This window comes from Salinibacterium sp. dk2585, assembly GCF_008001035.1.
GTDB lineage: Bacteria > Actinomycetota > Actinomycetes > Actinomycetales > Microbacteriaceae > Homoserinimonas.
In genome coordinates this window covers 2430320-2455395 of record NZ_CP042856.1, presented here as the reverse complement: position 1 = coordinate 2455395, position 25076 = coordinate 2430320, and the positions used below count along the sequence as shown (strand labels likewise).

Sequence of the window (25076 nt, the reverse complement as noted above, 5' to 3'; positions counted from 1 at the left end):
GAGTTCGCTTTCCCAACTCAGGAGTTCGCTTTCCCAACTCAGGAGTTCCTGAGTACTGGAAAAGCCAACTCCCGCGTGGCGAGCGGGGGCGGTGGGCGGCCGGCAGGACGTTCAGCCCAACAGGGGAACGACCGCCGCGATGACGCGCTCCCGGAGCGCATTGCCGCGCTCGGCGAAGCCGCGCTGCTCGCGCACATACTCCGCCTTGCCCTCGGGCGTCTCAATAGTGACCGGCTGGTAACCCCACTCGCGCAGGTCATACGGCGATGCGCGCATGTCGAGCTGGCGGATGTCGCGCGCCAACTCGAAGGCGTCGAGCAACACCTCGCCGGGCACGAGCGGGCCGAGCTTCGTGACCCACTTGTAGACGTCCATGCCCGCGTGCAGGCAGCCGGGCTGCTCAAGTTCGGGCTGGTTGTCGCGGCTCGGTACAAGCCGGTTTCGGCTCACCGCCTCGGGCGTGAAAAAGCGGAACGCATCGAAGTGGCTGCACGCGATGCGGTGTCCCTCGACGACCTCGTTCGTGCCCGCGCCACCGAGCCGCAGCGGCACCTCGTGACGGGTCTCGTCTGAGCGGTACACCATGGCCCATTCGTGCAGCCCGAAGCATCCGAAGTTCGCCTGTCGGGTCGCCGTCTTCTGCAGCAGCGACACGATGAAGCGGATGCTGGACTCGCGCTGGGCGAGCAGCGCCGCCGTGTCGACGCGCACGTCGTCACCCTCGACCAGGTACCACTTCCAGGCGGCGCGCTCCTTGGTCGCGGCGCCCTCGAGCGTGACGCCCGCTCCCGGGTGCCAGCGGCGCAGGGTCGCGGGGCGCACCGGGTAGTACGTGAAGAGGAAGTCGTCGACGGGATGCTTCGAGCCCGACTGCTGCCGCGCGCGCCACCGGGCGGTCAGCGCGTCGGCCCGCGCCTGGTGCTCCCGCTCGCGACCCCGCCAACTTTCCCACTGCAGGAGCTGGCTTTCCGAATTCAGGAGATCGGTTCCAGAACTCAGGAGGGCCGTTCCTGAACTAGGAACGCTGGCTTCTGAGTTGGGAAAGCTGGCTACTGAGTTGGGACCGCTGGCTCCTGAGTTGGGAAAGCCGGCTCCTGAGAAGGGAGGGCCAACTCCTGAGTTCGGAAAGGGGGCATCAGTCACGGATGCCCCACACGTCGAGCATCCATGCGAGTTCCCACGCGCGCTCCTGCCACGCCTTGTAGCGTCCACTCACACCGCCGTGACCCGCCTCCATCTCGCATTTGAGCAGCACAGGGGCCCCCACCTCGCGGAGGCGCGCCACCCATTTGGCCGGCTCGACGTAGAGCACACGGGTGTCGTTGAAGCTTGTGACGGCGAGAATCCGCGGGTACGCGACATCCGCCACGTTCTCGTAGGGCGAGTACGACTTCATGTAGGCGTAGACCTCGGGGTCGGCGAGGGGGTTGCCCCACTCGTCCCACTCGACGACCGTCAGCGGCAGTTCGGGATCCAGGATGCTTGTCAGCGGGTCGACGAAGGGAACCGCCGCGACGATACCCGCGAAGAGCGAGGGTGCGAGGTTCGCGACGGCGCCCATGAGCAGGCCGCCGGCGCTGCCGCCCTCCGCGATGAGCCGCTCGGGCGTCGTCACGCCCGTGTCGACGAGGTGCTGCCCGCACGCGACGAAGTCGGTGAAAGTGTTGCGCTTCGTGAGCGTCTTGCCATGCTCGTACCAGTCGCGGCCCATCTCGCCGCCGCCGCGCACGTGCGCGACCGCAAAGACGACGCCGCGGTCGAGCAGGCTGACCCGCGCGATCGAAAAGGCCGGGTCGATGCTGTGCTCGTAGGAGCCGTAGCCGTAGAGCAGCGTCGGCGCATTCTCCAGGGTCACGTCGCGACGGTGCACGAGCGAGATCGGGATGCGCGTGCCATCCTCGGCGGTCGCCCACTCGCGGCGCTGCACATAGTCGGCGGGGTCGTAGCCGCCCAGCACCGGCTGCTGCTTGAGTACGCGGATCTCGCCGGTCGCGACCGTGTACTCGCTCACCGTGCTGGGCGTCACGAAGCTTGTGTAGCCGAAGCGCACGGTCGGCTGGGTCCACTCGGGATTGCCGCGGGCGCCGGCGGAGAAGAGTTCTTCGTCGAAGTCGAGTTCTTCGAACGCGGGCTGAGTAAATCGCTCAGCGACGGTATCGAAACCCTCGGGTGCGGGTTTCGATGTGGCGCTGTCCTCCCTCGCAGGCTCGATCGGCGCGGTTCGCGCGGCCGGCTCTGAGCGAACCGCGCTACTCACCCCGCCGAGGCGCGCGATACCGACCCTCGGCAGCGCCTCGCGCCGGTACTCGAGCACGAGGTGTGTCGCGAAGGCGTCCACATCCTCGAGACGGATGCCCGGCCGGTGCGGAACGAGCACGCGGCGCTCGCCGAGCGGGTCGGATGCCGCGACATCCACCAGCTCGAAGTCCAGGGCCCCATCGTTGTGGATGATGAGCAGCCGGTCTTCGCCGTCGATGATCGCGTGCTCGATCGAGTACTCGACGCCCTCGCGCCGCGGCCACACCACCCGGAACTCGCCGGTCGGGTCACTCGCGTCGAGCACGTGCGCCTCGCTCGTGATCTTGGAGCCCAGCTGGATGACGAGGTAGCGGCGACTGCGGGTGAGGCCAGCGCCGACCCAATAGCGGTCGTCGGGCTCGTGGAACACCTTGACGTCCGCGCTCGCCGGCGTGCCCACCTCGTGCCGCCAGACGGTGTCGGGGCGCCAGGCATCATCAACAGTCGTGTAGAAGACGTAGCGTCCCGTCGCGTCGAAGAAGGCGCCGGGCGCGATGCCCTCGATGACCTCCTCGGGCGGCGGCGCGGGGGTGTCGACCGGCCCGGGCACCTCGGATGGTTCGGGGCGACTGTCGCCCGAATCATCCGTCGCCAGGGGCCGCAGCCGCAGCGTGTAGCGCTCGTCACCGACGACGTCGACCGCCCACAGCATGAGGGAACCGTCGCCCGACACGTCGAAGCTGCCGAGCGAGTAGAAGTCGTGGCCATCCGCCTCGGCGTTGTCGTCGAGCAACACCCGCTCGCCCGGCAGGCCGGAGCCGTCGTCGGGGAGGGCGGGCGTCGTCCAGTCGTCGGGGCTCGCGATCGGGGCGCGGCAGTGCAGCGCGTACTGCTGGCCTTCGACCGTGCGGCTGTAGTACCACCAGACGCCCTCCCGCACGGGCACGCCGAGGTCGGTCTCCTTGACGCGGCCCTTGATCTCCTGGAAGAGCTTCTCGCGCAGGCTTGCCAGGTGCGCGGTCGCGGCATCCGTGTGGGCGTTCTCGGCCTCAAGGTGCGCGACGACCTCTGCGCTCTCCTTCTCGCGCAGCCACTCGTAGTCGTCGACGAAGGTGTCGCCGTGGTGTGCTCGCTCGCTCGGGCGCTTGAGCGCTACGGGCGGCTCGGTCGCGATCGTCGCGAGCGGGGCGGATGCTGCGGGGCTGGCGTCTGCGGAAGTCACCCCTCCACTATCGCAGGACACGTCTCAGCGAGAGATCAGAAGCCCGGGACTCGCTCGGTGGCGGGCGGCGGTCCCGGCGGGGTGCCGTCGCCGAAGGGGCGGCCCCCGAGCTGCTCGCGGCCGTGCTCGGTGCGCCAGCCCGAGACATCCGGGCCCTTGGGAATGATCTGCGTGGGATTGATGTCGACGTGCGTCACGTAGTAGTGCGCCTTGATCTGCTCGAAGTCGACCGTGTCGCCGAAGCCGGGCGTCTGGAACAGGTCGCGCGCATACGCCCACAGCACCGGCATCTCGCTGAGCTTGTTGCGGTTGCACTTGAAGTGCCCGTGGTAGACGGCGTCGAAGCGCACGAGCGTCGTGAAGAGACGGATGTCTGCCTCGGTGATCGTGTCACCCACGAGGTAGCGCTGCCGCGACAGGCGGTCCTCGAGCCAGTCGAGCCGGGCGAAGAGGGTGTCGTAGGCCCGCTCGTAGGACTTCTGGCTGCCCGCGAAGCCGCACTTGTAGACGCCGTTGTTGACGTCGTGGAAGATCAGTTCGGCGACCTCGTCGATCTCGTCCCGAAGTGCCAAGGGGTAGAGGTCGGGCGCGCCCTCCCGGTGGTGCTCGACCCATTCGGTGGAGAAGTCGAGGGTGATCTGCGGGTAGTTGTTGGTGACGACCATCCCGCTGGGTACATCCACAATGGCGGGCACCGTGATGCCGCGCGGGTAGTCGGCGAAGCGCTGGAAGTATGCCTCCTGCAGGCGCTCGATGCCGAGCACCGGGTCTCGGCCGTCGGGGTCGAGGTCGAAGGTCCACGAGCGCTTGTCGTGCGTCGGTCCCGGCAGTCCGAGCGAGATGGCATCCTCAAGCCCCAGGAGGCGGCGCACGATCGTGGTGCGGTTCGCCCAGGGGCAGGCCCGGGCGGCGACGAGGCGGTAGCGTCCCGCTTCGACGGGCCAGTCGTCGCGACCGTCCCGCGTGATGCGGTCCTCGATGTAGTTGGTGTCGCGGTCGAACTCCTGGCCGGGCGTCACGTAACTCGGGGTGTGGTCTTGGCTCATGCTCCCGACGCTACCCCGGCCGCGACATCCCGTCTCGGTCGCCCGCACCTTCCGCGACGCGCATGACTGCTTTTCGGGCAAATGACTGCGCCGCGGCACAGTCATTTGCCCGAAAAGCAGTCATGCGTGCCAGGGAGAGACGCCGGGCGTCAGGCGAGCCGCGCCTTCACGTCCGCGAGCGAGGGGTTCGTCGCGGTCGAGCCGTCGGGAAAGATCACGGTCGGCACCGTCTGGTTGCCACCGTTGACGGATGCCACGAGTTCGGCAGTGCCCTCGACCTGCTCGATGTTCACCTCCGTGTACGGGATGCCCTCACGGTCGAGCTGCCCCTTCAGGTTGCGGCAGTAGCCGCACCAGGTGGTGCTGAACATGGTGATGCCCTCGGCGGGGCTGTAGTCGGTCTTGGTGGTCATGGGTCCAGCGTATGCGAGCACTGTCAGCGGCGGCTGGACGGGCGTATCCTCGCCCCATGTCACTCAGATGGGAACAGGTCGTCGTCGACTGCCACGACTTCAAGAAGCTTGGCCACTGGTGGGCGGATGCCCTCGGCTGGGAGATCGTCGATGAGGAGGAGGGCGTCGAGATCAGGAACCCCGCTGGCGGCCCGACGCTCCTCTTCTTGGACACCCCCGACGAGAAGGTCGTCAAGAACCGCCTGCACCTCGATTTCGTGCCCGACGATCAGGCGGCCGAGGTTGCGCGCCTCGAGGAGCTCGGGGCGACCCGCGCCGACGTGGGCCAGGGCGACTCGACCTGGGTCGTCATGGCCGACCCCGAGGGCAACGAGTTCTGCGTGCTCAGCGCGCGCGGGTAGCCGCGAGGCGCCGGCTACTCACCGGCCACCTGACGCGCGTTCTCGTGCACGAGACGGTCGGCCTGCTCTGAACCGACGACCGTCTCGAGGGTTTCTGCCGTGGGGTCGGGACCTGTGGCATCCGTCAGTTCGTCGACGAGGGTCTCCTGCCAGCGGCGGAGGGTCCACCCTTCCGCGAAGGAGCCCTCCATGACGACGATGCCCGTGTTCTCGAGCTTGTGTTCGGCGGCGAAGGAGGTGGCGACGTTGCGTGCGTGGCGGGCCACCCAGACGCGGATGGCGGCGCCGTGGCTGACGAGGGCCGCGGAATCTGCCCCACTGCCGAGGATTGTCTCGATGTCGGCGTCGTAGCGCTCGAAGAAGTCGCGCCCGCTCGGTCCGCCGGGCATGCGTGCGTCGAGTTCGCCGATGCCCCACGCGAAGGTCGTCTTGAGGTATGTGATGACGGCGTCGCGGTCGCTGCGGCCCTCGAGGTCGCCCGCCTCGATCTCGTGGAGGCCTGGCAGGGTGGTGCGGTTGAGGCCGCGCGTCGCGGCGAGGGGCTCAGCCGTCAGGTGTGTGCGCACGAGTTCCGAGGTGTAGAGCGCGTCGATGGCATCCAGCTGAGCGGGGATGCGGCGCGCCTGCTCGTGTCCGAGCTCGGTCAGCCCGGGGCCGGGGTGTGCAGTGTCCAGTAGCCCGAGCACGTTGGCCGGTGTCTGCCCGTGGCGGATGAGGTGGAGTCGCATGGTGTGGCCAGCCTAGCCAGCGGTCATGAACGGCGGGTGACTATGCCGCTCCGCGGGATTTGAGGGTGCCGTCTGCCTCGAGCATGCGCCACACCGTCGGGGTGAGGGCCGGATGCTCGAGCGCGATCTGCCGCATCACCCGGTACTCGCGGGTTGGCGAGGGGAGCACGCCGTCGTTGGCGTTGATCGCGTCGGCGCGAAGGAGGTAGACGACCATCTCGTCGACGCTGGGCAGTTCTTCCATGAAGTTCCACGGGTCTTCGCCACCGAGCAGTCGCTCCTCGATGACGGTGTCGAGTTCCTGGTGAGCCTCGGCGCGCAGCACTTCAAGGCTGGCGCCACCGCGCGGCATCCGCTCAGGCCTGGCCTGTTCGGGGTGCGGGCCGCGCTCTGTCATCGTTCCACACTACGACGGCAGGCTGGCAGCGACGTGCGATCAGGCTTCGGGCAGTGGCCTGCCGGGGGCGATGCGGCCGAGGATTGCGGTAGCGATGCCGTCGAGCTGCGCGACCTGCTCGGGGGAGAGGGGCGCAATGACGCTGCTGTGCACGGTGCGCACGTGGCCGGGTGCCGTCTCGAGTACCTTCTGCCAGCCGGCCTCTGTGAGCACCGCGTTGGTGGCGCGCTTGTCCTCCTCGCAGCGGCGACGCTCGACGAGACCCCGCGCTTCGAGTCGCGCGACCACGTGTGAAAGCCGCGGGAGCGTTGCGTTGGTGCGTTCGGCGAGTGCGCTCATGCGGAGGGTGCGCTCGGTGGCCTCGGAGAGCATGGCGAGCACGTAGTACTCGAAGTGGGTGAGGCCGGAGTCGCGCTGCAGTTGGGTGTCGAGGATGCCGGGCAGTTGTTCCACGACCGCGATGAGGCGCTTCCAGGCGCGCAGCTGCTCGTCGTCGAGCCAGGGCGTCTCCTCCATGCCCGCCATTCTATCGATAGTTGACACGACAACCAATTAGCCTTGCCGCGCCGAGAAGGGCGCGGCTGTGGCCCAGCCGATCAGCGCGACGACATCCGCCCTCGGCGACGCCCTCACGGGCGACTTCTCGCTCGTCAAGTAGTCGCGACTCGCGGCGGTTCGCTATCGCGCGAGCAGTTCGGCGCGCTCGGGGTGCTCGTCGAACCACTGCCCCACGAACCAGCACATGGGCACGATGCGCCTGCCGCCCTGCGCCTCGACATCGTTGACGGCGTACTCCGTGACCTTGGCCGCGTAGCCCTTGCCGCGATGGGCGGGGCTTGTATAGGTGCGCGTAAACGAGACGCGGTCGCCGCCTGGCGCGTAGTCGAGCACGCTGATGAGCTCGCCGTCGATGCGCAGCGTGTAGCGGTGGGCATCCGCTTCGTGACTGAACTTCTCGGACATGGTGCCTCCTAGTTCGGCAGGTTGGCTTCGATGAGTTCGATGATGGCGGGGTCGTCTGGCTTGGTTGTGGGACGGAAGCGGTGCACCTCGCCGTTCGGCAGCACGAGGAACTTCTCGAAGTTCCAGAGGATGGGTCCGGCGAGTCCGGCCGAGTCCTTCGCCTTGTGCAGCTCGGCATAGAGCGGATGCTTCTTGCCCCCGTTGACCTTCGTCTTTTCCATCATCGGGAAGGTGACGCCCCACGTCGTGGAGCAGTACTCCGCGATATCGTCGCTGCTCTTGAGCTCCTGCGCGAACTGGTTGCTGGGGAAGCCGAGCACCGTGAAGCCGCGTTCACCGTACTTGCGCTGGAGCTCCTCGAGTTGCTCGTACTGGGGTGCGAGCCCACAGCGGGATGCGACATTGACGACGAGCACGACCTTGTCGGCGTAGTCGGCGAAGCGCTCGACCGTGCCGTCGAGTCGCGTGAGGGGGATCTCCGTGAGGGTCATGGGGTGAGCATACGACCGGGCGCTGCGTGTCTGCATTCAGCCGGGGTGGGGAATTGGTGGCCGCCGCATCCGGTTGAGACAATGGAACGCTGCATCTCTCGCACCTCACGTAAGGACCCAGACCCATGACTGAAGCCTTCCTCATCGGCGGCGCCCGCACCCCCGTCGGTCGCTATGGGGGCGCGCTCTCCTCCGTGCGCCCCGACGACCTGGCGGCGCTGGTGATCAAGGAGGCGGTCACGCGCGCGGGCATCGACCCCGCCGACGTTGACGAGGTCATCATGGGCAACGCCAATGGTGCCGGCGAGGAGAACCGCAACGTCGCCCGCATGGCATGGCTGCTCGCAGGCTTCCCCGACCACGTGCCCGGCCTGACGGTCAACCGCCTGTGCGCATCCGGCCTCAGTGCGATCGTGCTCGCCTCGCAGATGATCCGCTCGGGCGACGCCGACATCGTCGTCGCAGGCGGTGTTGAGTCGATGAGCCGCGCGCCCTGGGTGATGGAGAAGCCTGACAAGGCCTTCGCGAAGCCTGGCCAGACCTTCGACACCTCGATCGGATGGCGCTTCGTCAACCCCCGCTTCGCGAAGGGTGGCGACCTGTCGCGCGATGACAAGTTCACGCTGTCGATGCCCGAGACGGGTGAGGAGGTGGCTGAGGTCTACGGAATCTCCCGCGAGGACGCCGACGCCTTCGCCGTTCGCTCGCACGCCAACGCGCTCGCCGCGATCGAGGGGGGTTACTTTAAGGACGAGATTGTTCCCGTGACGGTCAAGGGTCGCAAGGGCGACACTGTGGTCGACACGGATGAGGGGCCGCGCGCGGGCACGACCGCTGAGGTGCTCGCGGGGCTGCGTCCCGTCGTCAAGCCCGGCGGTGTCGTCACGGCCGGCAACTCGAGCTCGCTCAACGACGGTGCCTCGGCAATCGTCGTCGCATCGGAGCGCGCTGTCGAGAAGTTCGGCCTCGCGGCACGGGCCCGCATCGTCGCCGGCACCTCGGCGGGTGTCGCGCCGCCCGTCATGGGCATCGGCCCGATCCCCGCGACGCAGAAGCTGCTCGACCGCACGGGCATGACGGTCGACCAGTTCGGTGCCGTCGAGCTCAACGAGGCCTTCGCGACCCAGTCGCTCGCGACGGTGCGCGGGCTCGGCATCGACCCTGAGATCGTGAACCGCAATGGCGGCGCGATCGCTTTGGGGCATCCGCTCGGCTCCAGCGGGTCGCGCCTCGTCGTGACGCTCCTCGGGCGCATGGAGCGTGAGGATGCCAAGCGCGGCCTCGCGACCATGTGCGTCGGTGTGGGGCAGGGCACCTCGATGATCATCGAACGCGTCTAACTGCAGCCCAAAACGGGGGGCCTTCCTCGGTCCATTTCGCGAACCGACAAGGTTGAGTATTCAATCTTGACCGTGTTAGCTTTGCCCTGCCATCCAATGACGGACCCGGCCCGAGGAAGGAACCTCCCGTGAAAGCTCTTCTTGCCAGCGGTGCAAAGCGCCGCGCAGTATCGATCGCCAGCGTATTCGCTGCCGCCGCTCTTGTGCTCACCGGTTGCGCCGGAGGTGACGCGGAACCGGCCGAGCCGAGCGACTCGCTCCTCAGTCAGGAGGAGTGCGAGCGCAACCGCGACGCCGGCACCATCACCTACATCTCCGGCTACGGCTACTCGGCCAGCGCGGGCCAGATGGATGTCTTCCTCGCCGAGGAGATGGGCTTCTTCGACGACCTGTGCCTCGACGTCGAGATCAACGCATCCGGCGCGAACGGCCAGCAGCTCGTCTCCTCGGGCCAGGCACAGTTCACCGCGCTCGGTTCGGCATCCGATGTGATGCTCGCCGCAGCCAACAGTGACAACCTCACGGCCATCGCGACCTACGGCAGCACCTCGCCGTTCTCGATCTTCGCCCACAAGGACGTCAAGAGCCTGGGGGACCTCGAGGGCAAGAAGCTCGGCTACTTCATCAACCTGACGCCCATCGCATCCGCCATGCTCGACAACGCCGGCGTCGACGTGTCCAAGGTCGAACTGGTCAAGATGACCAACTACGACCCGACCGTCGTCACGCGCGGGCAGGTCGACGCGATCGTCGGCTACGCGTCGAACCAGCCCGAAACGCTGCGCGCGATGGGCGAGGAGTTCAGCGAATTCTTCCCCGCTGACGAGGGAGTCAACGGCACCTACAACGTCATGGAGGTCAACACCAAGTTCCTCGAGGAGAACCGCGAGGTCGCCGCCGACTTCATGCGCGCGAGCCTCAAGGCGCTCGAGCACTGCCTGGCGAACTCCGACGAGTGCATCGACATGATCAGCAAGCTCGCCGAGGAGAACGGCCAGGGTTCCGCCTTCCCACGCGAGCAGCTCGAGCGCACCTGGAACGTCGAATCGACCTGGGTCACGAGCAACCCCGACCTCGCACCCGGCGTGCAGACGGTCGAGCAGTGGGAGCAGGAGTACAAGCTCGTCGAGCAGTACGGCGGCGTCAAGAACCTCCCCGCGATCGAGGACATGATGGATGCCGACCTGGTCGCCGACCTCTACGACAACGGCACCCTCATCTGGCCGGGGGAGTGACCCGACGATGACGGAGACGAACGTGCATGACGGAGGCGTCAGCATCCGTGGCGTCGGCAAGAGCTTCGGGCCAACGGATGCCCGCAGCACGGTGCTGCAGGACGTCGACCTGAACATCCGCATGGGCGAGTTCGTCTCCGTCATCGGGCCGAGCGGCTGCGGCAAGTCGACCCTGCTGAAGGTCGTCGCCGGCCTGCTCGACGCCGACGAGGGCAACGTCACGATCGACGGCGAGTCGGTCACCGCGGCAACGCGCAACAAGATGATCGGGCTGGTTCCGCAAGCTCCCGCCCTGCTGCCGTGGCGCACAGTGCTCGACAACGTGACCCTGCCGATGCGGGTCAATAAGGGCACGAACGCGGGGCGTGCGACGCGGGATGCCCGCGAGCTGCTCGAATCGTTCGGCCTCGGCCACGCGGTCGACAAGTACCCCTCGCAGCTCTCGGGTGGCATGCAGCAGCGTGCCGCGATCGCTCGCGCCTTCGTCTTCGACCCGAGCGTGCTCCTCATGGACGAACCCTTCTCGGCGCTCGACGAGATGAACCGCGACCAGCAGCGGATGGGACTCCTCGAGTTCTGGCAGTCCAACCGCAAGGCCGTCATGTTCGTCACGCACTCCGTGCCCGAGGCGATCATCCTGTCCGACCGCATCGTCGTCATGGCGGCGCACCCGGGCCGCATCGCCGAGATCATCCCCGTCGACCTTCCGCGCCCGCGTGGCGAGGAGCTCTACGCGACCGACGAATTCAGGGACCTTGAGGCAAGGGTTCGCACGAGCCTGCGCCGCGTCATGGGAGGACTGTGATGTCAGACAACATGACCGAGACCGAGGCCGTGGCATCCGTCGCCGCGGTGGCCACCAAGCGTCGCAAGCCGGGCCTCGGCTGGCGCATCTGGTTGCCGCCCGCCATCACCTTCATCGTGTTCGGCGCCCTGTGGCAGGTCACGGCGATCGCGAACCCCTACGTGATCCCCACGATCGACGGCATCGTCATGAGCCTGATCGACGACCCACAGATGTATGGCGTCAACTTCCTGGTGACGCTGCAGGAGGTCGCGATCGGCGCGGCCGCTGGCATCCTGGCCGGGTTCCTCATCGCGGTCGTCATGGCTGAGTTCGAGATTCTCGAGCGGGCCGTCATGCCGCTCTTCGTCGTCATCATGGTGACCCCGATCGTCGCCATCGCCCCGGCGCTCGTCGTTGCCTTCGGCTTCGGGATGATGCCCAAGTACATCGTGACGGCGCTCGTCGTCTTCTTCCCCATGCTCGTGAACTCCCTCGCAGGCCTCCGCGAGGTCGACCCCAAGGCCCTCGACGTGCTGCGGACGCTGCACGCGAGCCGCTGGGAGATCTTCAGGGAACTGCGGTTCCCCGGCAGCATGCCGTTCGTCTTCGCGGGGCTTCGCGTGTCGCTGCCCCTCGCGGTCGTCGGTGCGGCTGTCGCCGAATTCGTCGCCGCCGGCCAGCAGGCCGGCCTCGGGTCACTCGTGACCATCTCGGCCGCTCAGGCGAACCTTCCCGTGACGTGGGCGAGCATCGTGCTCCTGTGCGTGCTCGGTGTGCTCCTCGTCTCGCTCCTCTCCCTCGTGCGCAAGCGCGCCCTGTGGTGGAGCGACGGCGAGGTCGTCTCCCGCTGACGTCACCGTCCCCTGGTCCAAGGGGACACCTCTCTCCACATTCAAGGAAACACCGTGAAGAAACTGCGATTCGGCCTGTTCGAAAACGCCCAGGCCAACGACTCCGGAACCGCTACGTGGCGCCACCCCGAGAACAAGCGCGACCACTTCGACCGCCTCGACTACTGGCTTGAGATCGCCCGCATGTGTGAGGACGCCAAGCTCGACTTCGTCTTCCTCGCCGACGCGTGGGGCTGGTCCGAGGTCAATGGGCAGCGGCCGGATGTCACGGTCACCGAGAGCCTCGACCTGCCTCGCCTCGACCCGGCCATCGTCGCCGCGGCACTCGCGGCATCCACCTCGCAGCTGGGCCTCGTCATCACGGGCTCGACCCTGCTGGAGCAGCCCTACGCATTCGCCCGCCGCATGGCGACCCTCGACCACATCTCGAAGGGCCGCGTCGGCTGGAACGTCGTGACGACCGGAACCGCGGAGACCGCGGCGGGTGCCTTCGGCATTCCCATGGTCGCGCACGACGACCGCTATGACATGGCCGACGACTTCATGGACCTCGTCTACAAGCTGTGGGAGGGCTCGTGGGAGCCCGACGCGCTCGAGCGCGACAAGCAGGGCCGCTTCGCCGACCCTGCCAAGGTGCACCGCATCACGCACGAGGGCCCGTACTTCAAGTCGGATGGCTACGGCCAGACCTCCTACTCGCCGCAGGGCACGCCCGTGCTCTTCCAGGCCGGATCCTCCGACCGCGGGGTGCGCTTCGGTGGCACGCACGGCGAGGCGATCTTCCTCGGCGGATCGTCGATCGAGAAGATGGCGGAGCAGGTGCGCGGCATCCGTGCTGAGGCCGTGAACCAGGGTCGCCTTCCCGAGTCGATCAAGATCATGTCGGCCTTCTCGTGCGTCATCGGCGCGACCGAGGAGGAGGCCAAGGCGAAGCATCAGGCGGTGCTCGACGCGCAGGACCCCGCCGTCGCGGTTGCCTCCTACGCGATGTTCACGGGCCTCGACCTCTCCTCATACGACCCCGCGACGCCCATGACCGACCTTCACACGGAGCTCTCGCAGACGCAGATCTCGCGCTTCGCGGGACTCACGGTGGGCGACGTGCTCAAGGACTGGCATGAGAAGGGCGTGCGCGGCACCCCCTTCGTTGGCACGGCCGAGCAGGTCGCCGACGAGATGTGCATGCGCGCCGAGACGGCCGACCTCGACGGCTTCCTCCTGACGCCGCTCGTGCAGCCCGGCTCGACCCGCGACTTCATCGACCACGTGCTGCCGATCCTGCGGGAGCGGGGCGTCGCGGCATCCGAGTACGAAGGCGAGACGCTGCGCGAGCGCCTCATCGGCACCGCGCCGACCCTGGGCGATGACCACCCGGCTGCGCGCTTCCGTGCGGCACGCGTCACCGCTTCGTAGCCATGGACGTCGTTGTCGTCGGCAGCATCAACCTCGACCTCATGGTGGGTGTCGACCGCCTGCCCGCGGTCGGGGAGACGGTGCTGGGGGAGGCGATCGCTCGCCTCCCCGGCGGCAAGGGATTCAATCAGGCCGTCGCGGCGGCGCGCTCGGGCGCACAGGTGCGCTTCTGTGGAGGCGTCGGTGACGACGGTGACGGTGCCTTCCTGCGCTCGCACCTGCGCGCGGCGGGCCTCGACGACCGGATGCTCGGCGTCGATTCGTCCCTTCCGACCGGGCTTGCGCACATCACCGTGCTCCCCGACTCGGGCAACGCGATCATCGTGTCGCAGGGTGCCAACGGCTCGCTGACGGCGAGGGATGCTGCGGCCGCCGTCAAGGGCGCTGGTGTCGTGCTCGCCCAGCTTGAGGTGCCAGCGGATGCCGTCGAGGCGGCCCTCTCAGCGGGGCGTGCGGCGGGTGCCGTGACAGTGCTGAATGCTGCCCCGACGACAGCGTTCCGTCCATCGCTGCTGGCGCACGTCGACATCCTCGTCGTCAACGAATCCGAGGCGCGAGACCTTGGCGGGCTCGACCACCTGGTGGCGGCGGGGCCCCGCACGGTCGTCATGACGCTCGGCGAGAAGGGGGCCGTCTGGCGCTCCGAGGGTGACTCGGGGCAGGTTGCGGCGTTTCCCATCGAGGCGGTCGACACGACGGGTGCGGGCGACGCGTTCTGCGGGGCCCTCGTCGCGTCGCTTGCCCAGGGTCACGACATCGCGCAGGCGCTGCGACGGGCATCCGCCGCCGGGGCCATCACGGCGCAGCATCTCGGCGCGCAGGTCGAGCAGCTGTCGCTCGAGGCGATCGAGCGGATGCTCGGGGCGTAGGTCGGCGCGCTATCGAGGGGTGCGCGGCGGAGAGCGCGCGCGTGTGGTGGCGGTGCGCAGGCTCTATCTCGCGCGGCGCCCCCAAAGCCGCACACCGCCGGGCGCCGGCGCCGTGATCTACTCGCCCGCGAAGGTGTACTCGCCGTCCTGCAGTCGCCCGAGCAGGTCGCGCGACCACGTCTGCTCGGACCGCAGTCGCGCCGACGAGAGTTCGAAGATCTCGCGCACGTACGCGGGCGTCGAGGGTGAGTTGCGCACGTCCTCGACGTTGTAGTTGTTGCTCGAGATGCGGGCGTCGATCTCCTTGATGCGGTGCTCAAGCGCCTCCATGACCTCCTGGCGGCGGAGGGCATACATGAACGACGTCAGCGCCATGGCGGGCTTGACGTCGAAGGTCTCGACGTTCCAGAGTGCGTGGCGCAGCATCCGCAGGAACTCCGTCTCGCCCTCCGGCGTGACGCGGTAGGTCGTGCGCTCGGGGCGGCGGCCCTCGGAGGTCGTGCCGTCCTCCTGCACGTAGCCGTCCTTCTCGAGCGAGCGGAGCGCGTTGTAGATCGAGCCGGGTTGGATGTTGGCCCATTCGTCGACATGCCAGCTGAGCAGTTCGCGGCGCAGGAAGTAGCCGTGCACCGGCTGGAACTGTCGCACGGCGCCCAGGATGACGAGACGGGTGGTGGTCGACATGGTCCTCATCTCTGTGCAAAGCGGTCTTGTCGAAGGCCGTGCAACAGGTTAGCCTAAGTGTACTAATCAAACTTGACTAGCAGCCTGAGGGGCGCGAATGATGACCATGACGACGGATGACCCGACCCTGGCCCTGCGGCAGGCGTTCTCACTCTTCCCAACCGGGGTCGTCGCGGTGGCGGCATCTGTCGACGGTCGTCCCGTCGGGCTCGCCGTGAACTCCTTCACATCCGTCTCGCTCGACCCGGCGCTCGTCGGTGTCTGCATCGCCAACACCTCCACCACCTGGCCGACGCTCTCCAGCGTCAAGCGGCTCGGCCTCAGCATCCTCGGCGCGGGGCAGGGCGCGGTGTGCCGCACCCTGTCTGCCCGCGGCGTGGATCGCTTCGCCGACGTGCCCTGGCAGGCGGGGGAACATGGCGCCGTGCTGATCGACGATGCCGCCCTCTGGCTCGAATGCGAGATTCACTCGAGCTTTCCCGGAGGCGACCACGAGGTGGTGCTGCTCAAGGTCGTGCGCTCGGAGCTGTTCCCTGACGTCGCACCCCTCGTCTTCCACCAGAGCCGCTTTCGCGAACTCCAGTCCGCATAGGCGGGCTCAGCGGTGGCCCCGGTAGTCGCCCCACGCGAGCCGGCGACCAGCGCGCGGGTCGGACTCGATGCGGTCCTCCGAGTCGAAGATGCGGGTCTGCCGTGCCGTCTCGTCGTACTGCGGCCAGTCGGCACCCGGGCTGCCGGTGCGCGCGAGGGAGAGTAGCGCGCCCTGGAAGCGCTGCGCGAGCGCATTCGCCGTGCCGCGGCCGCCCAGCGCCGTGACGATCTTGCCCAGTCCCGCGTCGTAGCCGTCGAAGACTGCCGCGACATCCGTGCCGTGGGTCGCCCCGATCTTGGTGAGCTTCAGCAGCGGAGGCGCGTAGTCGAAGCGGTACGACCACGTGGGGGCGTGGCGCGAGTGACCCTCCGTGACCTGGATGGTGGGGTGCCAGAAGATCGCATCGCCGCCGAGGTCGATTGCGGCCCTCTTGCTCGGGTAACCCGGGTAGGCGGCAACGACCCGGTCGCGGGCATCCGGATCCGTCTGCTTGAACATCGTGTCGATGCGGCTCGGCTTGGTCGGCATCAGATCGAGCACGATCGTGAAGAACGCACCCTCGCGATCGGTCGTACCAGCGACGAACGGCACGGGGTGGGCGTCGCCGTCGCGGAAGGCGTCGATCGTGTGCTTCGGCAGGAAGTCGCCGTCGACCACCGGGGCCGTCGGCAGAGCGCTGGGCTGGTTGTCGGGGATGTAGTCGTGGCCCAGCTTGCGGCTTGCGGCGATGAGATCCTGCCAGGGGCGCTCGCTGAGGGCGGCCGCGGCATCCGCCTCATCGACGCCCAAGTTCTCGAGAAAGCGGCGGCTCCAGTCAGCGTGGAGCTCGGGGCCGTACATGGATGCCGGGGCTGGGCTCATCGCGAAGGCCTTGTGGAAGAGCCCCTTCGCTGACGGGATGCACATGAGCGAGGTGACCGACATGCCGCCAGCGGACTCGCCGAAGATCGTGACGTTGTCGGGGTCACCCCCGAACGCGGCAATGTTGTCGCGCACCCATTCCAGCCCCGCGACGGTGTCGCGCAGGCCGAGGTTGCTCTCGAAGGGGCGCTCCGGCGTGCTGTACGGGCTGAAATCGACGAAGCCGAGCGCGCCCAGCCGGTAATTGAGGCAGACGTAGATGACGTCGCCGTTCTTCACGAGGCGGGAGCCGAGGTAGCCGGTCGAACGGTTCGATCCGGTCGTGTAGGCGCCGCCGTACAGGTAGACGAGCACGGGTCGAGGCTCAGCCGAGGGAGCCAGTGGCGCGCTCACGTTGAGGGTGAGGCAGTCCTCGCCGACCGGGGTCTCCTTGCCGATTCCGGACGCCTCGAACGTCACCACCTGTGGCGGCGCCATTCCGAACTCGCTCGCGTCGCGCACTCCCTCCCACGGCTCAGCCGGGTGCGGTTTGCGCAGGCGCAGCTCGCCGACCGGCGGGGCCGCGAAGGGGATGCCGCGCCAGGTGCGCACCTCCTTGTCGACGATGCCGCGGACGGCACCGTGGGTCGTGGCGACGGTCAGGTCGTCGGCGTTCGCCTGCGACTGGGCGGCGTGGGCGGTGGTGTTGTCGGTCATCGGGCGCTCCTCGTTGAGTCCGGGTCGGGTGGGGTGTGGGTCGTCAGTTCGCGGGCGGAACCTGGGGCATGGTCGTGATGGCGCGCCTGGCCGCCGTGATGCGGTCGGCGATCTGCCGTGGTGTCGATGCGTCGACGCGGTCGATCACCCAGCGGGAGATGATCGCCCCGGCACCTCCCGCGAGGAACTCGGCCGCATCGAGCTGCGTTTGGCCCTCGACGTGTGGCACGAGGAGGAGGGTGAAGGGGCGCAGGAGTGCGAGCATCCGCTCGTTGAACGCGTAGCAGCACGCACCCATGAACACGGCGCGGTAGAAGTCGCGGTGGGCGGCGAAGTGCATGGTGACGCGTTCGATTGCCTCGCGGGCGCTCGCGGTCGGCTCGGCGCTCGTCAGCCTCGTGCGCATGAGGTGCAGGGCCGCCTCGACAATGAGGTCGTCGCGGTCGGCGTAGTGCAGGTAGGCCACCTGGCGGCTGACCCCGGCCGTGCGCGCGAGCTCGGTGAGGGGGAGGTCGGTGGTGCCGCGGTCGGAGACGAGGGTGATCGTCGCGTCGAGCAGTTGGGCCCGGGAACGCTCGGCCCTCGGGTCGGAGGAGCGCTGCACGGCGTGCTGCTCTGTGCTGGCGACGATGCCCATAGGGGCACCCTAGGGAAGCCGAGCGTCGTTTACAAGTGTCAAAGAACCGAGCTTTCCGCGGTGGTCCGCGCGAATGACTAGGTTTCGGTCAGATGACCGCGCCGCGGCACGATCATCTGACCGAAACCCGGTCATTCGTCCTGAGACGTGTGCCGCACGCTCGTCGCACCTCAGGCAACTGGCTCAGTTGATGTGGTCGCCCTCGGTCGTGAGGTCGGCGTCGATCGAGATCTCGACTACCTCCGCGGCATCCGTGTCGTTGAGTCGCAGCAGCTCGTCGACCAGCGCGCGACTGCCGCCCACGATGGTCGAGTCGAAGTCGATCTCGCTCGCGAGGTACCACGCGCGGTCGCTCGGCCAGAGGGCCATGGGGGTCAGCGAGTTGCCGGTCGAGTCGAGTCCGCTTCGCACGGGCCAACTCGTGTCGGCGAATGCCCGCACGTCGCATGCAAAGAGGAGCGATTCGCGGTGCGGCAACTCGAAGCGGTCGTTGTACCAGGCCACTTCGATCAACGGATGCTGGCGCGGGTGGGCCTCGGGTCCTCGCATCGATGGCGGCATCGCAGACAAAGGCGACCACCCGTACGTCTCCAGTTCTGGGGCCGGCGCCCATGCCGCCGCGCTGTAGCGGATGCGGGTGGTGTAGAGCTCGCCCCATCCCTCCCAGACCGCGGCGAAGCAGTCGGCGGGTGTCGAGGTGTGCCGCGAGAGCACCTTTGTGACGGCAGCGAGCTCGTCCAGGTCCATGCGCCCCTGCTCCGGGTCGCCGTACTGCCAGCCGTCTTCCCCAAAGCCGGGCCGCGTCGAGCCTGCGATCAGCAGGCCCCACTGGGCGAGCGGATGCAGCGTGGTGCCCTCCCGCGCGGCGACCTCGTGCCAGCGCATCCGCCGTTCCTCTCCGCTGACCCTGTCACCGCTCCACCTCAGCTGTTGGCCGGACGCCGGGTGAAGGATGCGCGCGTACGCCTCGTAGACCGGCGGCACGAGCCAGCGCAGGCCGGCCGCCCAGTCCCACTCACCGACGGCATCGAGCACCCATTGCCCGACGGAAACGTCGGAGTGGGGCCTGAGCGCTGCGTCCATGGGCCGAGCGTAGCGGTCGCGTGCGCGAACCGGCGCTGCCGGATGGCGGGGCAGCGCTGATGACCGAATTTCGGACGGATGATTACGCCGCGGCACAGTCATCTGTCCGAAACCCAGTCATTCGTCGGGGGTTCCAGTGGTGCAGCGATGCAACTCAGCCGCGCAGTGCCAGCACGAACGGCAGGACCCCGGATGCCCCGGCCCGACGCAGCGAGCGGGCGGCGACCGTCAGGGTCCAGCGGCTGTCGGCGAGGTCGTCGACCAGCAGTACGGGGGCGCCCGGCTTGACGGCCGCGAGACCCGCGAGGTCGTCGGCGAGGGCGGGCGGCACCACGAACCTGTCCCACACCCCGGCGAGCCGGTAGGCGCTGTTGCCGCCGGGTTCGCCCTCCGGCCCGCCGCCCTCAAGCGAGAGCGAGCCGAGGTGTGGAAGGCGCCCGGCCGCGGAGATTCCGGCCGCGATGGAGCTCACGAGTTGCGGCCGCGACCGCGAGGGCACCGTGACGATGGCGGCGGGCCGCTCCTCCCAGCCCCAGTCGGCGAGCACGCGCACACACGCGTCGATCAGCGCGGGGGAGGCGGGCGCATCCGGTGCTCCGGCCGCGAAGATCTCCCGCAGTGTGTTGCCCCAGCCGAGATCGGTGAGCCGAGCAAGGGCGCGGCCCTCGAGCATCCGTTCGTCCGCAGCGATGCGACCCTTGACGGGCAGGCCGAGCCGGTCGGCACCCGTCGGCCACTGGGCGCGGGGTTCGAGCGGCACGCCGACCCGGTCGAGGGATGTCGCGGCGCTCGCTGCGGCGGTGTCGGCGACATCCGTGGGGTACCAGGGCCCGGCGCAGTTGTCGCAGCGCCCGCACGGCTGCGCCGTCTCGTCGTCGAGCGAGCGCTGCAGGAATTCCATGCGGCAGCCGTCCGTGCGCTCGTACTCGATCATGTGCTGCTGCTCGGCGACGCGCTCGGCGGCGATGCGCTCGTAGCGCTCGGCGTCGTAGGTCCACGGCTGGCCCGTCGCGACCCAGCCGCCCTGCACGCGACGCACCGCCCCATCGACATCGAGCACCTTGAGCAGGAGCTCGAGCGGCGTGCGGCGGATGTTGACGCGCGCCTCGAGCGCGGGCGTTGAGGTCGGCGTGTCCACATCGAGGGCGGCGATGACGGTCTCGGCCCGCTCCTGCGAGGGCATGGATGCGGTCGCGAAGTACTGCCAGATGTCGGGGTCCTCCCGCCCGGGCAGGAGGAGCACGTCGGCGTTCTCGGTCGCGCGGCCAGCGCGGCCCACCTGCTGGTAGTAGGCGACGGGGGAGGAGGGGGCGCCCAGGTGCAGCACGAAGCCGAGGTCGGGTTTGTCGAAGCCCATGCCGAGTGCGCTCGTCGCGACGAGGGCCTTCACTTCGTTGCGTTTGAGGCGGCCCTCGAGTTCCTCTCGCTCGGCCGGGTCGGTCTGGCCGGTATAGGCGCGCACGTCGTGCCCGGCATCCCGCAGGAGACGCGCGGTGTCTTCCGCGGCAGAGACCGTGAGCGCATAGATGATGCCGGAAGCGGGCAGCGAGTCGAGGTGCGTGAGCAGCCATGCGAGTCGTGACGTTGAATCGGGCAGCCGCAGCACGCCGAGGCGAAGGGATGCCCGGGCGAGTGGGCCGCGGATCGTGACGACATCGGCGTTTGCGGACAGCTGTTCGGCGACATCGGCCACGACCCGGCTGTTCGCCGTCGCGGTTGTCGCGAGCACGGGCACTCCGGGCGGCATGTCGGCGATGAGGTCGCGCAGGCGGCGGTAGTCGGGCCGGAAGTCGTGCCCCCAGTCGCTGATGCAGTGGGCCTCGTCGACCACGAGCATCCCGATCCGTCGCACGAGGGCGGGCAACTGTTGCTCCCTGAACGACGGGTTGTTGAGCCGCTCGGGCGAGACGAGCAGCACGTCGACCTCGTCGCGTTCGAGCGCGCCCAGCACATCGCCCCACTCGTGTGCGTTCGTCGAGTTGATCGCGACGGCCCTCACGCCGGCACGGGATGCTGCGGCGATCTGGTCTCGCATGAGGGCGAGCAGCGGCGACACGAGCACGGTGGGCCCGGCGCCGCGCTGGCGCAGCAGGAGGGTCGCGACGAAGTAGACGGCTGACTTGCCCCATCCTGTGCGCTGCACGACGAGTGCCCGCCGTCGACCGTCGACGAGCGTGGCGATCGCCTCGTACTGGCCCTCGTGGAAGTCGGCGTCCGGCCGGCCGACGAGCGTGCGGAGTACGGAGAGGGCGGATGCGCGCAAGTCGTCGGTCATGGGTCCACCCTGTCATCACCCGCCGACGTGGTGTGCCCCGTATTGGGTCCACTCGGCATGGGTAGACAGTTCTGTCTGTCGGTAATTTGGGGGACTAGAATTTGGACGTGCCACACGTGAAACCCGCCCAATTCCCCCCTAGTAGGGCGAGGCGATCCGTGTGGCGCACCCTTTTCTCTGGCGGTGGGCACCGGGCGAGCGCGCGCTCCGTCCTCCCGCCATTCCTCGCAGCCTTCATCGTGTTGGCGCTCGCGTACACGGCCATCTTCGTCGGGCGGCTCCACACGCAGCAGGCGCTCGACTCGGTTGAAGTCAATGCGGCCGAGAGCGCCCGCGTTGACCTTGCGGCGAGCTCCCTTGAATCCTCGATCGACACCGCTGCCTCGGATGCGCGCGTCGCCGTGGCATCCCGCGCCGTGCGGAGCCTCGCCGAGGAAATCTCCGCTGGCACCCTCAGCTCGGCCGCGAGTGTCTTCCAGGCGCAGGTCTCCAACAAGCCGGCGATCAGGCAGATCCGCTACATCGATGAGACCGGCAGGGAGCGGCTCGCGGTGCGCCGCACGGACGACGGCGTGCAGCGCGTGCCCACCGCTCGCCTGCAGGACCGGTCGAAGCACTACTTCTTCGCCGAGACCCGCGACCTCAGGCCGGGGGACACCTACGTCACGCGCCTCGACCTCGAGGTCGACGCGAGCGGCGCCATCGTCGAGCCCAGGCAGCCCCTCATGCGGGTGATCGCGGCGCTCGGCGATAGCACGGGCGCGCGGGCGGGGAGCGTCATCGTCGACATCGACGGATTCCACCTTGTGGAGCAGGCCCGCCAGGTCATCGGCGCCGAGGGGTACCTGCTGCTCAACGCAACGGGCGGCTACATCGGCGGACCGGACGAGGCTGACTCCTTCGGTTTCATGACCGACGGGCCCGCATTCGCCGAGCGCCACCCCGAGGCCTGGCAGACCATCTCAGCGAGCGACTCCGGGCACGCTATGGCCCACGAGGGCCTGTATGCCTTCAGCACGGCACACCCGGAGCACGCCCAGACCCGACTGAGTGGAGAGACCCACGACGCCGACACGCACGGGCATCCGAATGCCCTCAAGGTGGTGTCATTCGTGACGGCGGCAGCGCTGCCCTCGGCGTCGATCACCCGCGATACCGCGACCACCGCGATCTTCGTCTTCGGACTCATCGCCCTCGCGACCGTCACCGGCCTCGCGACGCACACCCTCATCTCGAAGCGGCAGTACCGCCGGTCGATCCGCGAGGCCAAGACGCGCCTCGAGGCAATCAGGGACACCCTCGGCGAGGGGCTCGTCGTGATCGACCCCGACGGCCGCATCACGGACGTGAACCCCGAGAGTGAACGGATGCTCGGCTGGACTCGCGAGCAGATGCTGGGCCGCGTCGCCCACGAGCTCTTCCACAGCCACCCCGACCACAGTGTCGAGCAGGTCGAGTGCGCGATGCTCGCGGTGGCCCGCACGGGAGTCACCTTCCGAAGTGAGGACGAGGTCTTCCAGCGCGCCGACGGCAACGCCATCCACGTGGGCGTGAGTGCCGCGCCGCTCGTCGTCGACGAGCAGATCGAGGGTGCCGTCATCGTGTTCCGTGACACCACCGAGATCCGTGAATATCAGGAGGAGATTCGTCGTCTCGCCTTCCACGACGCACTCACGGGCCTACCGAACCGGCGAGTGCTCGCAGACCGCCTCGACCTTGCGATCAGCACGGCCGACCGGCGCCTCACGCCGCTCGCGGTCATGTTCCTTGACCTCGACGGCTTCAAAGAGGTCAACGACGACTACGGGCATGCGGTGGGCGATGAGTTCCTGCGGCAGATCTCCGACAGGCTGTGCGGATGCCTGCGGAGCAGCGACACCCTCGCACGGCAGGGCGGCGACGAGTTCATCGTCTTGCTCCCGGAACTGCATGACGAGGGAGAGGCCGAGGTCGTGGCCCGCCGGATCATCGACGGGCTGGAGCAGCCCTTCGTGGTCGATGGCTACCAGTTGCGCGCCGCCGTCAGCGTCGGCATCGCCGTGCGATTGGATGGGGAGTCGGCCGAGACCCTCATCGCGAACGCCGACGACGCCATGTATGCCGCGAAGCAGATGGGGGAGAACCTCTACTGCGTGAGCGGGCGGGCCCCGGTGGCACAGGCCTAGGGGGCGGTACCAGAGCGGTACGGGCCGGTACCGGGCCGTTGCGCTACGCTTTCGAGCGGTGCCGAGGCTCGGCCGGGCGCCGAGCTCACGGCTGAGCACCCCTCGTCCCGACAGAATCTCTGGAGGTTGCAATGACGCACGAATCAACCCTTCTCGAGTCGGTGCCCGACGGCCTCTTCATCGCCGGAGAGTGGCGCGCAGCATCCGGCGGCGCCACGCTCGATGTGCGCGACCCCGCGACGGGCGAGGTCATCAAGCGAATCGCGGATGCCACGGCCGACGATGCCCGGGCCGCCATGGATGCCGCGGCAGGCGCCCAGGCGGAGTGGGCGGCGACGGCCCCGCGTGTGCGCGGCGAGATCCTGCGCAAGGCCTTCGACCTCATGATGGAACGCCGCGACGATGTCGCCCTACTCATGACGCTTGAGATGGGCAAGCCGCTCGCGGAGGCGCACGGCGAGGTCACCTATGGCGGAGAGTTCCTGCGCTGGTTCAGCGAAGAGGCCGTGCGCATCTCGGGCCGCTACGCGACCAACCCCGAGGGCACCGGTCGGATGATCGTGTCGCAGCGCCCCGTCGGCCCCTGCTACCTCATCACCCCGTGGAATTTCCCGCTCGCCATGGCGACCCGCAAGGTCGGCCCTGCGCTCGCGGCGGGCTGCACCGTCATTATCAAGCCGGCGCAGCTGACGCCGCTCACGACCCTCTTCTTCGTCAAGCTTCTGGAGGAGGCGGGCCTGCCGAAGGGTGTCGTCAACGTGCTGACCTCGTCGAGCTCGAGCGCCGTCTCGGAGCCCATCCTGGGCGATGACCGCCTGCGCAAGCTCTCCTTCACGGGCTCCACCCCGGTCGGCGTCTCGCTCATGAAGCAGGCGGCCGACAAGGTGCTGCGCACGTCCATGGAGCTCGGCGGGAACGCCCCCTTCATCGTCTTCGACGACGCGGACCTCGACAAGGCGGTCGAGGGTGCGATGCTCGCGAAGTTCCGCAACATCGGCCAGGCCTGCACGGCGGGCAACCGCTTCATCGTGCACGAGTCCGTCGCCGAGGAGTTCGCCCGCCGCGTCACGGAGAAGGTCAACGGCTTCCGTGTCGGTCGCGGCACCGAGGAGGGTGTCACGATCGGTCCCCTCATCGACGAGAAGGCGGTGGGCAAGGCATCCGCTCTTGTCAACGATGCCGTCGAACGCGGCGCGACCCTGCACACGGGCGGCAAGCCCATCGAGGGCAAGGGCACCTTCTTCGAGCCGACCGTCATCAGCGGCGTGAAGGCGGGCAGCGACATCCTCCGTGAGGAGATCTTCGGTCCGGTCATGTCGATCGTGACCTTCCGCGATGAGGACGAAGCGGTACGCATGGCCAACGACACCGAGTACGGGCTCGTTGGTTACGTCTTCACGAAGGACCTCGCGCGCGGGCAGCGGTTGATCGACTCGCTCGACACCGGAATGATGGGGCTCAACGTGGGCGTTCTCTCGAACGCGGCGGCGCCCTTCGGCGGCGTCAAGCAGTCGGGTCTCGGCCGTGAGGGTGGCTTCGAGGGCATCCACGAGTACCTCTCGCCCAAGTACACGCTCACGCCCGACCCCTTCGGCTAGGCCGCGAAGAACGCGCTTTCTTGGGGTGAGCCGAAGAAGCAGGCATACGGATGTCGCGGCAGCGCCCTGTGGCATCCGCCCTCTCGTTAGC

The 25076-nt window shown here is 68.3% G+C and carries 24 protein-coding genes; 10 read left to right on the top strand and 14 right to left on the bottom strand.

The genetic code is table 11. The features are described 5' to 3' along the window. Positions 1 to 111: 111 nt before the first annotated feature. From FVA74_RS11580 to FVA74_RS11565, 4 genes are all read right to left on the bottom strand, one after another. Complete coding sequence (locus FVA74_RS11580) at positions 112 to 978, bottom strand: 3-methyladenine DNA glycosylase (protein WP_370454516.1); 867 nt, start codon at positions 976 to 978, stop codon at positions 112 to 114. A 157-nt stretch (positions 979 to 1135) separates the two neighbouring features. Then, on the bottom strand, positions 1136 to 3460 hold the full coding sequence (locus tag FVA74_RS11575) for a S9 family peptidase (RefSeq protein ID WP_168220123.1): 2325 nt from the start codon (positions 3458 to 3460) through the stop codon (positions 1136 to 1138). A 35-nt stretch (positions 3461 to 3495) separates the two neighbouring features. Further along, positions 3496 to 4506, bottom strand: a complete 1011-nt coding sequence (locus tag FVA74_RS11570; RefSeq protein WP_147722618.1) for a glutathione S-transferase family protein — start codon at positions 4504 to 4506, stop codon at positions 3496 to 3498. Positions 4507 to 4655: 149 nt separating this feature from the next. Then, a complete protein-coding gene (locus tag FVA74_RS11565) occupies positions 4656 to 4919 on the bottom strand; it encodes a mycoredoxin (protein ID WP_147722616.1) in 264 nt (87 codons plus the stop codon). Positions 4920 to 4975: 56 nt separating this feature from the next. On the opposite strand from FVA74_RS11565, the gene FVA74_RS11560 reads away from it, so the two are divergent. Continuing rightward, complete coding sequence (locus tag FVA74_RS11560; RefSeq protein ID WP_147722614.1) at positions 4976 to 5320, top strand: VOC family protein; 345 nt, start codon at positions 4976 to 4978, stop codon at positions 5318 to 5320. A 14-nt stretch (positions 5321 to 5334) separates the two neighbouring features. Here the strand turns inward: FVA74_RS11560 and FVA74_RS11555 are convergent, their stop codons facing one another. The 5 genes from FVA74_RS11555 to FVA74_RS11535 form a co-directional block, all read right to left on the bottom strand. Beyond that, positions 5335 to 6048: a histidine phosphatase family protein gene (locus FVA74_RS11555; protein ID WP_147722612.1), complete on the bottom strand. Its 714-nt coding sequence runs from the start codon at positions 6046 to 6048 to the stop codon at positions 5335 to 5337. A 40-nt stretch (positions 6049 to 6088) separates the two neighbouring features. Beyond that, complete coding sequence (locus tag FVA74_RS11550) at positions 6089 to 6445, bottom strand: tryptophan synthase subunit alpha (RefSeq protein ID WP_240792230.1); 357 nt, start codon at positions 6443 to 6445, stop codon at positions 6089 to 6091. Positions 6446 to 6484: 39 nt separating this feature from the next. After that, the gene (locus FVA74_RS11545; protein WP_147722610.1) at positions 6485 to 6961 is read right to left on the bottom strand and encodes a MarR family winged helix-turn-helix transcriptional regulator; all 477 of its coding nucleotides are present in this window, start codon (positions 6959 to 6961) and stop codon (positions 6485 to 6487) included. A 162-nt stretch (positions 6962 to 7123) separates the two neighbouring features. Continuing rightward, positions 7124 to 7408: a GNAT family N-acetyltransferase gene (locus FVA74_RS11540; RefSeq protein ID WP_147722608.1), complete on the bottom strand. Its 285-nt coding sequence runs from the start codon at positions 7406 to 7408 to the stop codon at positions 7124 to 7126. Between the two features lie 8 nt (positions 7409 to 7416). After that, positions 7417 to 7899: a glutathione peroxidase gene (locus FVA74_RS11535; RefSeq protein WP_147722606.1), complete on the bottom strand. Its 483-nt coding sequence runs from the start codon at positions 7897 to 7899 to the stop codon at positions 7417 to 7419. Positions 7900 to 8024: 125 nt separating this feature from the next. Here FVA74_RS11535 and FVA74_RS11530 point away from each other — a divergent pair, with 125 nt between their 5' ends. The 6 genes from FVA74_RS11530 (at position 8025) to FVA74_RS11505 (ending at position 14394) form a co-directional block, all read left to right on the top strand. Further along, on the top strand, positions 8025 to 9239 hold the full coding sequence (locus FVA74_RS11530) for an acetyl-CoA C-acyltransferase (RefSeq protein ID WP_147722604.1): 1215 nt from the start codon (positions 8025 to 8027) through the stop codon (positions 9237 to 9239). Between the two features lie 128 nt (positions 9240 to 9367). Then, positions 9368 to 10474, top strand: a complete 1107-nt coding sequence (locus FVA74_RS11525; protein ID WP_240792229.1) for an ABC transporter substrate-binding protein — start codon at positions 9368 to 9370, stop codon at positions 10472 to 10474. 7 nt (positions 10475 to 10481) lie between these two features. Beyond that, positions 10482 to 11279, top strand: coding sequence for an ABC transporter ATP-binding protein (locus FVA74_RS11520; RefSeq protein ID WP_147722602.1), 798 nt, complete (start codon positions 10482 to 10484; stop codon positions 11277 to 11279). Next, positions 11279 to 12112 (top strand): ABC transporter permease, encoded by an 834-nt coding sequence (locus tag FVA74_RS11515; protein ID WP_147722600.1) that lies wholly within the window; start codon positions 11279 to 11281, stop codon positions 12110 to 12112. The genes FVA74_RS11520 and FVA74_RS11515 overlap by 1 nt, the downstream gene beginning before the upstream one ends. Before the next feature lie 54 nt (positions 12113 to 12166). Further along, on the top strand, positions 12167 to 13525 hold the full coding sequence (locus FVA74_RS11510) for an NtaA/DmoA family FMN-dependent monooxygenase (RefSeq protein WP_147722598.1): 1359 nt from the start codon (positions 12167 to 12169) through the stop codon (positions 13523 to 13525). A gap of 2 nt (positions 13526 to 13527) precedes the next feature. Next, positions 13528 to 14394 (top strand): ribokinase, encoded by an 867-nt coding sequence (locus tag FVA74_RS11505; RefSeq protein WP_147722596.1) that lies wholly within the window; start codon positions 13528 to 13530, stop codon positions 14392 to 14394. 117 nt (positions 14395 to 14511) lie between these two features. On the opposite strand, the gene FVA74_RS11500 is transcribed toward FVA74_RS11505, so the two are convergent. Beyond that, entirely contained in the window at positions 14512 to 15078 is a 567-nt protein-coding gene (locus tag FVA74_RS11500) for a PadR family transcriptional regulator (protein WP_147722593.1), read from the bottom strand. Between the two features lie 97 nt (positions 15079 to 15175). Between FVA74_RS11500 and FVA74_RS11495 the strand changes: the two genes are divergently transcribed. Next, on the top strand, positions 15176 to 15670 hold the full coding sequence (locus FVA74_RS11495; RefSeq protein ID WP_147722591.1) for a flavin reductase family protein: 495 nt from the start codon (positions 15176 to 15178) through the stop codon (positions 15668 to 15670). Between the two features lie 6 nt (positions 15671 to 15676). Here FVA74_RS11495 and FVA74_RS11490 read toward each other — a convergent pair whose 3' ends face one another. From FVA74_RS11490 to FVA74_RS11475, 4 genes are all read right to left on the bottom strand, one after another. Next, complete coding sequence (locus FVA74_RS11490; RefSeq protein WP_147722589.1) at positions 15677 to 17227, bottom strand: carboxylesterase/lipase family protein; 1551 nt, start codon at positions 17225 to 17227, stop codon at positions 15677 to 15679. Positions 17228 to 17270: 43 nt separating this feature from the next. After that, positions 17271 to 17864 carry a TetR/AcrR family transcriptional regulator gene (locus tag FVA74_RS11485; RefSeq protein ID WP_147722587.1) on the bottom strand — a complete coding sequence of 198 codons (594 nt, stop codon included), beginning with the start codon at positions 17862 to 17864 and terminating at the stop codon, positions 17271 to 17273. A gap of 183 nt (positions 17865 to 18047) precedes the next feature. After that, entirely contained in the window at positions 18048 to 18947 is a 900-nt protein-coding gene (locus FVA74_RS11480; protein ID WP_147722585.1) for a hypothetical protein, read from the bottom strand. Positions 18948 to 19101: 154 nt separating this feature from the next. Then, positions 19102 to 21222, bottom strand: a complete 2121-nt coding sequence (locus FVA74_RS11475; RefSeq protein WP_147722583.1) for an ATP-dependent DNA helicase RecQ — start codon at positions 21220 to 21222, stop codon at positions 19102 to 19104. A 158-nt stretch (positions 21223 to 21380) separates the two neighbouring features. Here FVA74_RS11475 and FVA74_RS11470 point away from each other — a divergent pair, with 158 nt between their 5' ends. Together FVA74_RS11470 and FVA74_RS11465 are read left to right on the top strand one after the other, a co-directional pair. Continuing rightward, positions 21381 to 23387, top strand: a complete 2007-nt coding sequence (locus tag FVA74_RS11470; RefSeq protein WP_147722582.1) for a diguanylate cyclase domain-containing protein — start codon at positions 21381 to 21383, stop codon at positions 23385 to 23387. Positions 23388 to 23518: 131 nt separating this feature from the next. Continuing rightward, a complete protein-coding gene (locus FVA74_RS11465) occupies positions 23519 to 24985 on the top strand; it encodes an NAD-dependent succinate-semialdehyde dehydrogenase (protein ID WP_147722579.1) in 1467 nt (488 codons plus the stop codon). The last annotated feature ends 91 nt before the right edge of the window (positions 24986 to 25076 follow it).